The 12100-nt window shown below is 50.3% G+C and carries 17 protein-coding genes; 11 read left to right on the top strand and 6 right to left on the bottom strand.

Going from position 1 to position 12100, the window contains the following annotated elements; translation table 11 throughout:
* From WCC56_RS16705 to WCC56_RS16685, 5 genes are all read left to right on the top strand, one after another.
* The coding region (locus WCC56_RS16705; RefSeq protein ID WP_424693461.1) for a DNA-directed RNA polymerase subunit alpha at window positions 1-923 on the top strand (923 nt) is incomplete at its 5' end.
* Between the two features lie 40 nt (window positions 924-963).
* Window positions 964-1350, top strand: a complete 387-nt coding sequence (rplQ, locus tag WCC56_RS16700; RefSeq protein ID WP_004160560.1) for a 50S ribosomal protein L17 — start codon at window positions 964-966, stop codon at window positions 1348-1350.
* 112 nt (window positions 1351-1462) lie between these two features.
* Window positions 1463-1834 carry a DUF1992 domain-containing protein gene (locus WCC56_RS16695; protein WP_424693460.1) on the top strand — a complete coding sequence of 124 codons (372 nt, stop codon included), beginning with the start codon at window positions 1463-1465 and terminating at the stop codon, window positions 1832-1834.
* Window positions 1834-2253, top strand: coding sequence for a Zn(2+)-responsive transcriptional regulator (gene zntR / locus WCC56_RS16690; protein ID WP_424693459.1), 420 nt, complete (start codon window positions 1834-1836; stop codon window positions 2251-2253). Before WCC56_RS16695 ends, zntR begins: the two co-directional genes overlap by 1 nt.
* 54 nt (window positions 2254-2307) lie before the next feature.
* Complete coding sequence (locus tag WCC56_RS16685; RefSeq protein ID WP_424693458.1) at window positions 2308-2580, top strand: alternative ribosome-rescue factor A; 273 nt, start codon at window positions 2308-2310, stop codon at window positions 2578-2580.
* Here the strand turns inward: WCC56_RS16685 and mscL are convergent.
* The 5 genes from mscL to def all read right to left on the bottom strand — a co-directional run bounded on the left by mscL (window position 2555) and on the right by def (window position 7333).
* The gene (gene mscL, locus WCC56_RS16680) at window positions 2555-2965 is read right to left on the bottom strand and encodes a large-conductance mechanosensitive channel protein MscL (RefSeq protein ID WP_424693457.1); all 411 of its coding nucleotides are present in this window, start codon (window positions 2963-2965) and stop codon (window positions 2555-2557) included. The genes WCC56_RS16685 and mscL overlap by 26 nt on opposite strands.
* A 113-nt stretch (window positions 2966-3078) precedes the next feature.
* Window positions 3079-4464 carry a Trk system potassium transporter TrkA gene (gene trkA / locus WCC56_RS16675; protein WP_424693462.1) on the bottom strand — a complete coding sequence of 462 codons (1386 nt, stop codon included), beginning with the start codon at window positions 4462-4464 and terminating at the stop codon, window positions 3079-3081.
* A 54-nt stretch (window positions 4465-4518) separates the two neighbouring features.
* Entirely contained in the window at window positions 4519-5808 is a 1290-nt protein-coding gene (gene rsmB / locus WCC56_RS16670) for a 16S rRNA (cytosine(967)-C(5))-methyltransferase RsmB (RefSeq protein WP_424693456.1), read from the bottom strand.
* Between the two features lie 46 nt (window positions 5809-5854).
* A complete protein-coding gene (gene fmt / locus WCC56_RS16665; protein ID WP_424693455.1) occupies window positions 5855-6799 on the bottom strand; it encodes a methionyl-tRNA formyltransferase in 945 nt (314 codons plus the stop codon).
* Between the two features lie 9 nt (window positions 6800-6808).
* A complete protein-coding gene (gene def, locus WCC56_RS16660) occupies window positions 6809-7333 on the bottom strand; it encodes a peptide deformylase (RefSeq protein WP_424693454.1) in 525 nt (174 codons plus the stop codon).
* A gap of 127 nt (window positions 7334-7460) precedes the next feature.
* On the opposite strand from def, the gene dprA reads away from it, so the two are divergent.
* From dprA to WCC56_RS16630, 6 genes are read left to right on the top strand one after another with little or no spacing between them, the layout of a single operon-like run.
* On the top strand, window positions 7461-8585 hold the full coding sequence (gene dprA, locus WCC56_RS16655) for a DNA-protecting protein DprA (RefSeq protein WP_424693453.1): 1125 nt from the start codon (window positions 7461-7463) through the stop codon (window positions 8583-8585).
* Entirely contained in the window at window positions 8557-9030 is a 474-nt protein-coding gene (smg, locus tag WCC56_RS16650; protein WP_265908938.1) for a DUF494 family protein Smg, read from the top strand. The genes dprA and smg overlap by 29 nt, the downstream gene beginning before the upstream one ends.
* A gap of 25 nt (window positions 9031-9055) precedes the next feature.
* The gene (locus WCC56_RS16645) at window positions 9056-9613 is read left to right on the top strand and encodes a topoisomerase DNA-binding C4 zinc finger domain-containing protein (RefSeq protein WP_424693452.1); all 558 of its coding nucleotides are present in this window, start codon (window positions 9056-9058) and stop codon (window positions 9611-9613) included.
* Window positions 9603-10175: an L-threonylcarbamoyladenylate synthase type 1 TsaC gene (gene tsaC / locus WCC56_RS16640; protein WP_424693451.1), complete on the top strand. Its 573-nt coding sequence runs from the start codon at window positions 9603-9605 to the stop codon at window positions 10173-10175. The genes WCC56_RS16645 and tsaC overlap by 11 nt, the downstream gene beginning before the upstream one ends.
* 11 nt (window positions 10176-10186) lie before the next feature.
* Window positions 10187-11005 (top strand): shikimate dehydrogenase, encoded by an 819-nt coding sequence (gene aroE, locus WCC56_RS16635; protein WP_424693450.1) that lies wholly within the window; start codon window positions 10187-10189, stop codon window positions 11003-11005.
* Window positions 11002-11253 (top strand): DUF1488 domain-containing protein, encoded by a 252-nt coding sequence (locus tag WCC56_RS16630; RefSeq protein ID WP_424693449.1) that lies wholly within the window; start codon window positions 11002-11004, stop codon window positions 11251-11253. Before aroE ends, WCC56_RS16630 begins: the two co-directional genes overlap by 4 nt.
* On the opposite strand, the gene WCC56_RS16625 is transcribed toward WCC56_RS16630, so the two are convergent.
* Window positions 11229-11783: a gamma carbonic anhydrase family protein gene (locus WCC56_RS16625; protein ID WP_424693448.1), complete on the bottom strand. Its 555-nt coding sequence runs from the start codon at window positions 11781-11783 to the stop codon at window positions 11229-11231. The genes WCC56_RS16630 and WCC56_RS16625 overlap by 25 nt on opposite strands.
* Window positions 11784-12100 lie beyond the last annotated feature (317 nt).

The following is a 12100-nucleotide window of genomic DNA, read 5'->3' as shown; positions in this document are numbered from 1 at the left end:
ACGCCAAGGTGACCCTTGAGCCTTTAGAGCGTGGCTTTGGCCATACTCTTGGTAACGCACTGCGCCGTATTCTGCTTTCATCCATGCCGGGTTGCGCGGTGACCGAGGTTGAAATTGATGGTGTACTACATGAGTACAGCACCAAAGAGGGCGTACAGGAAGATATCCTGGAAATCCTGCTCAACCTGAAAGGGCTGGCGGTAAGAGTTCAGGGGAAAGATGAAGTTATTCTCACCTTGAATAAATCTGGCATTGGCCCTGTAACTGCAGCCGATATCACCCATGATGGTGATGTCGAAGTCGTCAAGCCGCAGCACGTGATATGCCACCTGACCGATGAGAACGCTGCGATTAGCATGCGTATCAAAATTCAGCGTGGTCGTGGTTATGTGCCGGCTTCTGCCCGAATTCATTCGGAAGAAGATGAGCGCCCGATCGGTCGTCTGTTGGTAGACGCCTGCTACAGCCCTGTAGAGCGCATAGCCTACAATGTTGAAGCAGCGCGTGTTGAACAGCGTACTGACCTGGACAAGCTGGTCATCGAAATGGAAACCAACGGCACTATAGATCCTGAAGAAGCGATCCGCCGTGCGGCTACCATCCTGGCAGAACAACTTGAAGCATTCGTTGACTTACGTGATGTACGTCAGCCGGAAGTTAAAGAAGAGAAGCCAGAATTCGATCCGATCTTGCTGCGCCCTGTTGACGATCTGGAATTGACTGTCCGCTCTGCTAACTGCCTTAAGGCAGAAGCTATCCACTACATCGGTGATCTGGTACAGCGTACCGAGGTTGAGCTGCTTAAAACGCCTAACCTTGGTAAAAAATCTCTTACCGAGATTAAAGATGTGCTGGCTTCGCGTGGACTGTCTCTGGGCATGCGCCTGGAAAACTGGCCACCAGCTAGCATTGCTGATGAATAAACCGATCACAGGTTAAGGTTTCACTGAGAAGGATAAGGTCATGCGCCATCGTAAGAGTGGTCGTCAACTGAACCGCAACAGCAGCCATCGTCAGGCTATGTTCCGCAACATGGCTGGCTCTTTGGTTCGTCACGAGATTATCAAGACGACCCTGCCAAAAGCGAAAGAGCTGCGTCGCGTAGTTGAGCCGCTGATTACTCTTGCCAAGACCGACAGCGTAGCTAATCGTCGTCTGGCATTCGCCCGTACTCGTGATAACGAGATCGTGGCAAAACTGTTTAATGAGCTCGGCCCGCGTTTTGCGAGCCGTGCAGGTGGTTACACTCGCATTCTGAAGTGTGGCTTCCGCGCTGGTGACAACGCTCCGATGGCTTACATCGAGTTAGTTGATCGTCCAGAAGCTCAAGCAGAAGCTGTAGCAGAGTAATCTGTTGCACTACGGAAAAACCGGGCTTGCCCGGTTTTTTTATATCTGAAATTCCCCTCTCCCCCTTTCAAGCGTTATCCTTGTTATCTCCCTCTCTCACAACGGGCTCATTATGTGGTTAATTGATCAGTTGGTAGAGCAGCATATTGCCGAAGCACAAAAGAAGGGTGAGTTGGAAGATCTTCCCGGCAGCGGTAAAAAGCTTGAGCTGGATGATGACAGCCATGTCCCTACTGATTTGAGGGCAGCCTACCGTCTGATGAAAAATTCTGGCTATCTTCCTCCCGAACTCGAAATGCGGAGGGAAGCGGTTGAGCTGGACAGGCTCCTTACAGGACTCGAGCCCAATGACGACCGATATGAACAGCATGCTAAACGGCTGGTCTTACTGGAAATGAAACTCAGGCAGGCTGGGATGAGTACCTTGTTTATTCGGGGCGACTACAGTAATCAGATTCAGAAACGATTCAAAGGAGATGACTGATGTTTAAGATTGGGCAACTGGCTAAGCTGGCCGACGTCACGCCGGATACCATTCGTTATTACGAGAAGCAGCAAATGATGGATCATGAGATCCGCACTGTAGGTGGATTTCGTCTCTATAGCGATAATGACCTCCAGCGGTTGAAGTTTATTCGTTATGGCCGGCAGCTGGGCTTCAGTCTTGAAGCGATCAGAGAACTGCTTTCGATCCGCATAGATCCGGAGCATCATACCTGTCAGGAATCTAAAACTATTGTGCAGTCCCGCCTGCAGGAAGTTGAAGGGATGATTGCTGAACTACAGAATATGCAGCGTTCATTGAAGCGATTGAATGATGCCTGCTGCGGGACGTCGCATAATAGTGTTTACTGTTCGATCCTTGAAGCGCTCGAGAAAGGGGAAATTGCTGCAGCAGATTGATTTTTTACCCAGCGGGTTCTATATTCATGCCTTCATTAACCAAAGGAGTTCCCCATGTCAGGTTATCAACATAAGAAAGGTGTCATTCGCGATAATGCGATTGAGGCGTTACTGCACGATCCTCTGTTTAAGGTCCGGATCGAAGTGAATCAAAAAGGGAAAGGCAGCTTCCGGCGTAAAGACAAACACGCTAAGAAGGGAAACTGGGAGGCCAGTGGTAAAGACAGCTTTACCACTGGTCTTCTGCTTTCAGGACATAAAAAAACCGCCATCGGCGGTTTTCATCTAATCGGTGCCAGATTTAGGGCTGGTTGTTCTGCTGCTTGAGCAGATCACGAATTTCCGTCAGAAGCGTTTCTTCTGCACTCGGTTTCGCGACAGGTTTTTCAACTTCTTTCTTCTGATGGAGCTTATTCATCAGTTTGATCGCCATGAAAATAGCGAAGGCAACGATAACGAAGTCAAATACGGTCTGAATGAAAATACCGTACTGCATCACGACAGCAGGTGTATCACCTACTGCAGGCTTAAGTACCCAACCAAAAGATTTGAAATCAACTCCACCAATCAGTAACCCCAGCGGTGGCATAATGATATTCGCCACCAGAGAAGAAACGATTTTACCGAATGCTGCACCGATAATGACACCGACCGCCAGGTCGACAACATTGCCGCGCATTGCAAAATCGCGAAACTCTTTGAATAAACTCATTGTTATCTCCTTTCCTGTGCCAATTGTTAAGTCTAACAAACGATCGCTTTTTTTCCACGGTCATTACTGAATAAATGAATTATCACCCGGTGCAGGATCGCACCGGTAGAAAATCACAGGAAGAAAGGACTCGGCTGGAACAGGCGTTCCACATCCGGGACAAACTTTTTATCCGTAAGGAACATAATGACGTGATCGCCTTGTTCAATGCGCAGATTATCATTAGCTATCATCACATCATTTCCGCGAACCACGGCACCAATAATCGTGCCTGGCGGAAGTTTGATATCGTCGATCAATCTGCCAACCACGCGAGAAGTGGTTTCATCTCCATGCGCGATGGCTTCAATGGCTTCAGCAACGCCACGTCGTAATGAAGAAACACCAACGATATCGGCTTTACGCACATGCCCCAGTAATGCAGAAATGGTTGCCTGCTGTGGAGAGATCGCAATATCAATAACGCTGCCTTGTACAAGATCGACATAGGCCTTGCGCTGAATTAGCACCATTACTTTTTTAGCACCCATCCTTTTTGCCAGCATGGCCGACATAATGTTGGCTTCATCATCGTTGGTAATGGCGATGAACAGATCAATTTGATCGATATGTTCTTCTTCAAGCAACTCCTGATCGGAGGCGTCACCGTAGAAGACGATGGTGTTCTGTAATAACTCAGCCAGCTCTGCAGCACGTTGCTGATCGCGCTCTATCAACTTAACGCTGTAGTCTTTTTCCAACCGTTGGGCCAGCCCTGACCCAATATTTCCACCGCCGACGATCATAATGCGCTTGTAAGGTTTCTCCAGGCGCTGATATTCGCTCATTACGGCACGAATATGTTGGCTGGCAGCGATGAAGAACACTTCATCACCGGCTTCTACAATCGTAGATCCCTGAGGGCGGATAGGACGATCCTGACGGAAAATAGCCGCCACACGCGTATCAATATGCGGCATATGCTCGCGCATAACAGCAAGCGCATTGCCCACCAAAGGACCGCCATAGTAAGCCTTCACTACTGCCAGACTGACTTTGCCTTCTGCAAAGTTCACGACCTGCAAGGCTCCCGGATACTCGATCAACCGGTAGATGTTATCGATCACTAACTGTTCAGGAGAAATCAAATGATCGATAGGGATCGCTTCAGGGACAAACAGCTTTTCACCGTCCCGGATGTAGTCAGGGGCACGAATACGAGCGATACGGTTAGGTGTATTAAATAGCGAGTAGGCTATCTGGCAGGCAACCATATTGGTTTCATCTGAATTGGTCACCGCTACCAGCATATCGGCATCTTCAGCTCCCGCTTCGCGTAACACGCGAGGGTGAGATCCATGTCCTTGCACCACGCGCAGGTCGAATTTGTCCTGCAACTGACGAAGACGGTTCGAATCCGTGTCTACTACGGTAATGTCGTTGTTTTCACCAACCAGGTTTTCGGCAAGTGTGCCACCGACCTGACCGGCGCCAAGAATGATTATTTTCATTTGCTTCAGTCTGATTCGTTGGGAGTCAACCTGGCCGGGAAAGCATTTCCCCGGCCGACGCAGTTATCGTTTCAGTAGTTTTGCATAGAAGAAGCCATCGCCATCCTGCGGAGCAGGGAAGACCTGTAAACCAGGCTGGCTGGCATCGCCGGTTTCAGACAGCATCGCATCTTCATGGCGTTTAAGGAAAGCAGCAACCTGCAGATGATTCTCTTCCGGCAGGATAGAGCAGGTAGCATACAGCAACGTTCCGCCAGGTTTCAGATGTGGCCAGACAGCATCAAGGATCTGTTGCTGTAATGCGGCAAGTTCAGGAATATCACGGTCGCGACGTAACCATTTAATGTCCGGATGGCGTCGGATGACTCCGGTAGCCGAGCAGGGGGCATCTAACAGGATGCGATCGAACAGCCTGTCGCCACACCATGTTGCAGGCAGGCAACCGTCGCCAACTTTAACTTCCGCAGTCATATTAAGACGCAGCAAGTTTTCATTTATCCTGGCAAGACGTTGCTCATCAATATCCACTGCCAGCACAGTAGCCTGCGGCGCTGCTTCAAGAATATGGGTGGTTTTGCCGCCGGGTGCTGCGCAAAGGTCGAGAATAGAGTCGCCATTTTGGGGATCCAGAAGGGCAACGCATCCCTGTGCTGAAGCATCCTGAACGGTCACCCAACCCTGGTCAAAACCTGGCAACTGGGAAACCGGGCAAGGCGTTTCCAGTCGTAAAGCATCCGTATGCAAAGGATGCGGGACGGCCTCTTTCCCTGTTTCCTGCAGCAACTTCAGCCAGGCATCACGACTATGGTGCTGACGATTAACTCGCAGCCACATCGGTGGGCGCTGATTGTTGGCATCAACGATAGCTTCCCAGTTCTCTGGCCATGCATGCTTCAGTCTCTCCAGCAGCCATTTCGGGTGCAGGTATTTCTGATTGCCTTCGTTCATCTGTTGCATCAGCTCTTCCTGCTTACGCTGGAATTGACGCAATACACCGTTGATTAATCCTTTGAACTGCTGACGTTTCAGGGAAACGGCACCTTCAACAGTTTCTGCCAGCGCGGCGTGAGCTGGAATGCGGGTAAACATCAGCTGGTACAGTCCAACCATCACCAGAAAGTGAATGGTTCGCTGCTTACCCGTCATCGGGCGTTCCATCAGTTGGGCAATGATCCATTCCAGTTGAGGAAGGGTACGCAATACGCCGTAGCAAAGCTCTTGCAGCAGCGCAGCGTCTTTATCAGCCACCGATTTCTGCGCAGCAGGCAGCACGTTACTCAGAGACTGGCCCTGCTCGACCACTTTTTCGATAGTCTGGGCAGCAATGCTGCGCAAGTTGGTATTTTTTTTCATAGGGATCGCATGTCAAAATCTGCCCGGCAGTGAGCCGGGCGAGGCATCAGGCAAGAATGTTGCCTGGCGTGAACCACTCTCGGCGGGAATTTAGCAGGTCCTGCGCTTTCATCGGCTTTTTACCGGCAGGTTGCAGTTCTTCAATGTTCAGAACGCCTTCTGAGGTGGCAATCTGAATACCGTTCTTATCAGCCTGAACGATCTCGCCCGGTTGTTTGCCAACATGAGGCAATACCGTCGCTTTCCATGCTTTCACTGGCTGATCGTCAATAACAAAGTAGCTAACCGGCCACGGATTAAAGGCACGAATACACCGTTCCAGCTGGGCAGCGGAAAGACTCCAATCCAGCTTCGCCTCTTCTTTACTTAGCTTTTCAGCATAGCTGACCAGTGCTTCATCCTGCACTTCTGGCCTGGCAGTACCGTCGGCCAGTTGAGAAAGTGTGGTCAACATACCTTCAGGACCCAGTTCTGCCAGCTTGCTGTAGAGCGTGGCGCTGGTATCTTCAGGCCCGATTGGGCAGGCAAGTTTGTGCAGCATATCGCCTGTATCCAGGCCAACGTCCATTTGCATAATCGTGACGCCGGTTTCGCTGTCTCCAGCCCACAATGCGCGTTGGATTGGTGCAGCACCACGCCATTTCGGCAGAAGTGAACCGTGCACATTGATACAACCCAAACGTGGCATTGCCAACACTGGCGCTGGCAGGATCAAGCCATAAGCGACCACCACCATCACATCGGCATGTAAATCAGCAACCAGCTGCTGATTCTCTTCCGGACGAAGGGATTTAGGTTGAAAAACCGGGAGGTTGTGTTGTTCAGCCAACTGCTTAACCGGGCTGGCTGTGAGTTTGTTTCCACGGCCTGCCGGACGGTCTGGTTGAGTGAACACGCCAACCACGTTATGCCCGGAAGACAACAGCGCGTCTAAATGACGCGCTGCAAAGTCTGGGGTGCCGGCAAAGATAATATTCAGGGCTTCAGACACGCTTTTCCCTTATTCAGGCTCGTTTTGATCACGAGCAGTCTGGCGATAAAGTTTTTCCAGTTTCTGGCGGATACGCTGACGCTTCATTGGCGACAGGTAATCAATAAAGAGCTTACCGACCAGATGATCCATTTCGTGTTGAATACAGATAGCCAGTAAACCATCTGCTTCCAGCTCGTAGCTGTTTCCTTCACGATCCAGCGCACGGATTTTAACTTTTTCAGCGCGGGGAACCAGCGCACGCTGTTCAGGAATAGAGAGGCAACCCTCTTCAATCCCCGTTTCGCCGCTTTTTTCCAGCATTTCCGGGTTAATCAGCACAAGACGTTCTTCGCGATTTTCAGAAACGTCAATCACGATGATGCGCTGATGGATATCGACCTGAGTGGCCGCCAACCCGATACCTTCTTCGGCATACATCGTTTCAAACATATCATCCACGATGCGCTGAATAACGGCATTCACTTCTTTCACGGGTTTCGCAACGATGCGCAGGCGCTCGTCAGGAAAATGTAATACCTGCAAAACTGACATAACTTTCCAGATCTGTGTTCAAGGGAGTAGATATTTATCTTTCTTATTGTAGACATTTCGGTCGGTGATTGACAGCATTCCCGCTACGTTAGCCTTACGGACTTTTCAGTATTCACAGGGATGCATCATGACACCAACGGAGATTTGGTTACGTCTTTCCGGCGTTACAGGGATCCGCAGCCAGCGACGTTTAAGCGTAGTTGCCTGCTTGCTGCAAACTGCCTGCGTGGGAAAGGATGAGTTGATGCGCGCTGGGTTGAATCACGAACAAAGTCAGGCTTTTCTCAGCTACGATCCTGCCATTCTGGAAAAGACGCTGTTCTGGCTGGAGGAGCCGCAACATCATCTCCTGACCTGTGACAGCCCTGGCTATCCAGAACGCCTGAAGGACATTGCTTCTTATCCTCCCCTTCTTTTCATTGCGGGTAACCCGGATGTCCTACTGACACCGCAGATTGCTATCGTGGGAAGTCGAAGGTGCTCACCTTATGGCAGAAATTGGGGAAGCTATTTCGCTCAGACATTAGCGTTAAGTGGCATCACTGTCTCTAGTGGGCTGGCTTTAGGGATAGACGGCATCGCTCATCGTGCTGCGCTGGAGGTCGGAGGGAAAACACTTGCCGTATTGGGTAGCGGGTTAAATCACCTTTATCCCCGGCAGCATATTTCTCTGGCAAAGGAGATTGTCGCAAGTGGTGGCGCGGTGATTTCTGAATTTCCTTTATCTACTACGCCAATTGCCAACAATTTTCCCCGACGTAACCGGATTATCAGTGGCCTGAGCTTGGGTGTTTTGGTGGTAGAAGCGACACTAAGAAGCGGCTCGCTGGTGACCGCAAGGCTGGCATTAGAGCAAAATCGTGATGTTTATGCCTTGCCTGGCGCGATTGGGAATCCTGGAAGCGAAGGGACTCACTGGTTGATTCAACAAGGCGCTTTATTAACAGCACACCCTCATTCCATCCTGGAACAACTGCAAAGTGACCTCAAATGGTTGTCCGATACGCCAAATTCAACAATATATTCACATCAGCAGGGTAATACTTCATTGCCATTTGCTGATGTGTTGGCTAACGTAGGAGATGAGGTCACACCTGTTGATGTCGTCGCTGAACGTGCCGGCCAACCTGTGCCAACCATCGTAGCTAAGCTGCTTGAGTTGGAGTTAGCAGGGTGGATCGCAGCTGTACCCGGCGGCTATGTCCGATTGAGGAGGGCAAGCCATGTTCGACGTACTAATGTACTTATTTGAAACGTATATCCACAACGAGGCAGAAATGCGCGTTGACCAGGATAAATTGACTGATGATTTAACCGATGCCGGTTTTCATCGTGAAGATATTTATAATGCGTTGAACTGGTTGGAAAAGCTTGCAGATTATCAGGAGGGACTTGTCGCTCCGATCCTGCTGGCTACCGATCCGCTGTCTATGCGTATCTACACCGAGGAAGAGAGTCAGCGTTTAGATGCTAACTGTCGGGGCTTTATTTTGTTCCTGGAGCAAATCCAGGTACTGAATCTGGAAACCCGGGAAATGGTTATCGAACGTATTATGGCCCTCGATACTATCGAGTTTGATCTTGAAGATCTCAAATGGGTGGTGCTAATGGTGCTGTTTAATATCCCAGGATGTGAAAACGCTTATCAACAGATGGAAGAACTTCTTTTCGACGTCAACGAAGGAATAGTGCACTGAAGATCCTCTTCGTGTAAGAAATGTTATGAATAAAACAGCGCTTTTCGCTGTGCGAAAAAATGAACCCTGCCCCCAGTGTGGGGCAGAACTGGTTATTCGCTCCGGCAAACACGGCGCTTTCCTCGGCTGTTCGCAGTATCCCGAGTGTGATTACATTCGCCCCCTGAAAAGTCAGGCTGATAGCAACGTAGTGAAGGTTCTGGAAGGACAACAATGCCCGGAATGTCAGTCGGAACTGGTTTTGCGCCAGGGAAGATTTGGCATGTTTGTGGGGTGTAGTCGCTACCCGGAATGTGAACATACTGAAGTTATCGATAAGCCAGATACGACGACGCTTGCCTGCCCACAGTGCAATCAAGGGAAGCTGGTTCAGCGCCGCTCACGTTATGGCAAAACTTTCCACGCCTGCGAACGCTATCCTGATTGTCAGTTTGCCGTGAACTTCACGCCAGTCGAGGGTGAGTGTGAGTTTTGCCATTTCCCTCTTTTAATTGAGAAAAAAACGGCTCGCGGCCTGCGGCGTTCTTGCGCCAGTAAAGCCTGCGGTAAGCCAGTAACAGCAGGAACTAGCAGTGAAGAATGAGTTCGTTCCAGGTTCTGTAGAAGCCTGTATTGCCCACCTTCGGCAGAATGCCGTCATTGCTTATCCAACTGAGGCTGTTTTCGGTCTGGGGTGTGATCCTGATAGTGAGCCAGCGGTTATGGCTTTACTGGCTTTAAAGAAGCGAGCAGTGGAAAAAGGGCTGATCCTTATTGCTGCGGATTATGCTCAGCTTCAGCACTACATTGATGAGCTCAGTCTCACTGATGCGCAAAAGGAGAGGATGTTAGCCTCGTGGCCAGGCCCGGTAACTTGGGTTATTCCATCCCGTCCTTCAACACCTCGCTGGCTGACCGGTCGATTCGATTCACTCGCCGTTCGGGTCTCTGACCATCCTGATGTGCAGCGCCTTTGTCTGGGCTTTGGAAAACCGCTGGTTTCAACCAGTGCCAATCTGACCGGGCTTGAACCTTGTCGTTCAGCGAGCGAGGTTCATCAGCAGTTTGGAGCTGACTTCCCGGTACTTGCTGGAAACACTGGCGGCCGGATGAACCCTTCACAGATCCGGGATGTCTTAACCGGCGAACTCATTCGTCAGGGATAACAGGTAATAAGATGCAAACCTTCGCCGTTTTCGGAAATCCAATCAACCACAGCAAATCACCGCGTATTCACCAGCTCTTTGCTGAACAGACAGGCATCCCTCATCCTTATGGTCGCATCTGTGCGCCCGTTGATGGGTTCATTCCTTCTTTATCAGAATTTATGGCGCAGGGAGGTAAGGGCGCTAACGTAACCTTACCTTTCAAAGAGCAGGCCTACGAACGGGTTGATCAGTTAACCGAGCGGGCCTCACTGGCAGGTGCAGTGAATACGGTGAAAAAACTGGAAGATGGCCGTCTGCTTGGTGACAATACCGACGGCATTGGTTTGCTGACTGATCTGGAACGTCTGGAGTTGATCAAACCGGGCGATCGTATTCTTTTGGTCGGTGCAGGTGGCGCCGCTCGTGGCGTAATCCTTCCTTTACTGTCATTTGGTTGTTCGCTGACGATCACTAACCGGACGGTGTCTAAGGCGCAGATCCTTGCGGATGTGTTCCAGCATGCTGGTGGCATTCAAGCCCTAGCGATGGATCAACTTGAAGACGAACACTTTGATTTGATCATCAATGCCACTTCCAGCGGAATTGGTGGGGAGATCCCGGCATTATCTTCATCGCTGATTTCTGAACGCACTCGTTGCTATGACATGTTCTATCTGGCTACGGCAACGCCTTTCCTGAAGTGGTGCCAACAGTACGGAGCCGTGGCAATGGCTGATGGTTTAGGAATGCTGGTGGGACAAGCCGCTCACTCGTTCTTCTTATGGCACGGCAAGTTACCCGATATTACCCCCGTCATTGCGGTATTGAAGGCAGAGCTCAGCGCTTGAATCAGGCTATTCAGTTTCCGGACAGGGAAGGGTGGGACGAAACAGTTAAGGCTGTGTGTTTCCCTGCCATGGTGAATGGCTTTCTGCTGACCTGTGCGATTAGCGGCGAAACACTTGTTCGCCGCTATGGTAATGAACTGGCGATGCTGCCTTGTTTTCTTGCGCATCGGTGGGAATTGGAAGACGAAGCGGAAGTCGCTATAAAAGAAGCACTGGAAAACGATCAGGGTTGGGTCTGGCTTTCCTGAGCAAGGTAGTCATCTTTCCAGACCACATAATTGTTCGAGGAATAAAGTAGGCCAGCAACCTCGGCCTCTGTCAGTTTACGGGCCTGTTTTACCGGACTGCCTAAATAGAGGTAGCCGCTCACCAGACGTTTACCAGGTGGGACCAGACTCCCGGCACCAATCATCACATCATCTTCTACTATTACTCCATCCAGCAGAATTGATCCCATTCCGACCAATACCCGATTTCCGATGGTGCAGCCATGCAACATGGCTTTATGGCCGACAGTGACATCTTCACCGACGATCAGCGGATTGCCTTCCGGGTTATAAGAAGACTTATGGGTGACATGCAGAACACTGCCGTCCTGAATATTGCTGCGTTTACCAATCACCACCCGGTTCACATCACCGCGGATAGCAACCAGTGGCCAGATGCTGACGTCGTCCTGTAAGTTCACTTCGCCAACAACTACGCTGGAAGCATCTACCATGACACGCAGGCCAAGCTGTGGACGGGTGTTTTTAAACGATCTTAGGTTCCCTGACATAATTACCTCTCTGCAATAGGATCTTTGAAGGGTAGTGCGCCTGGGGTTTAACGATCAATAACTGTCGGCAATTTCGCATTAATTTTGTGCGGATCGTCTGAGATCTAAACGGAAAGAGTGAAAATACAGCAACCAAATAGAAAGATCGAAAAAAGCCTTGTGCTCTGAAATGGGATCCCTATAATGCGCATCCACTGACACGGAACAACGGCTTACGAGTCACCGGGTCAGAGGTTCAGGAAGCTGAATCGCCAGAGAAAAACTTCCCAAAAAGATGTTGACTCTGAAGGAGGAAAGCGTAATATACGCCACCTCGC

Origin of the sequence: Erwinia sp., from assembly GCF_049696395.1 — a bacterium.
Classification (GTDB): Bacteria; Pseudomonadota; Gammaproteobacteria; order Enterobacterales; family Enterobacteriaceae; genus Erwinia.
This window is presented reverse-complemented; position numbering and strand designations above follow the sequence as displayed.

What these genes read in the sequence shown, in the direction of transcription:
- rplQ (WP_004160560.1), top strand. Translation starts at nt 964, where the DNA reads ATGCGCCATCGTAAGAGTGGTCGTCAACTGAACCGCAACAGCAGCCAT.
- WCC56_RS16695 (WP_424693460.1), top strand. Translation starts at nt 1,463, where the DNA reads ATGTGGTTAATTGATCAGTTGGTAGAGCAGCATATTGCCGAAGCACAA.
- zntR (WP_424693459.1), top strand. Translation starts at nt 1,834, where the DNA reads ATGTTTAAGATTGGGCAACTGGCTAAGCTGGCCGACGTCACGCCGGAT.
- WCC56_RS16685 (WP_424693458.1), top strand. Translation starts at nt 2,308, where the DNA reads ATGTCAGGTTATCAACATAAGAAAGGTGTCATTCGCGATAATGCGATT.
- mscL (WP_424693457.1), bottom strand. Translation starts at nt 2,965, where the DNA reads ATGAGTTTATTCAAAGAGTTTCGCGATTTTGCAATGCGCGGCAATGTT.
- rsmB (WP_424693456.1), bottom strand. Translation starts at nt 5,808, where the DNA reads ATGAAAAAAAATACCAACTTGCGCAGCATTGCTGCCCAGACTATCGAA.
- def (WP_424693454.1), bottom strand. Translation starts at nt 7,333, where the DNA reads ATGTCAGTTTTGCAGGTATTACATTTTCCTGACGAGCGCCTGCGCATC.
- dprA (WP_424693453.1), top strand. Translation starts at nt 7,461, where the DNA reads ATGACACCAACGGAGATTTGGTTACGTCTTTCCGGCGTTACAGGGATC.
- smg (WP_265908938.1), top strand. Translation starts at nt 8,557, where the DNA reads ATGTTCGACGTACTAATGTACTTATTTGAAACGTATATCCACAACGAG.
- WCC56_RS16645 (WP_424693452.1), top strand. Translation starts at nt 9,056, where the DNA reads ATGAATAAAACAGCGCTTTTCGCTGTGCGAAAAAATGAACCCTGCCCC.
- aroE (WP_424693450.1), top strand. Translation starts at nt 10,187, where the DNA reads ATGCAAACCTTCGCCGTTTTCGGAAATCCAATCAACCACAGCAAATCA.
- WCC56_RS16625 (WP_424693448.1), bottom strand. Translation starts at nt 11,783, where the DNA reads ATGTCAGGGAACCTAAGATCGTTTAAAAACACCCGTCCACAGCTTGGC.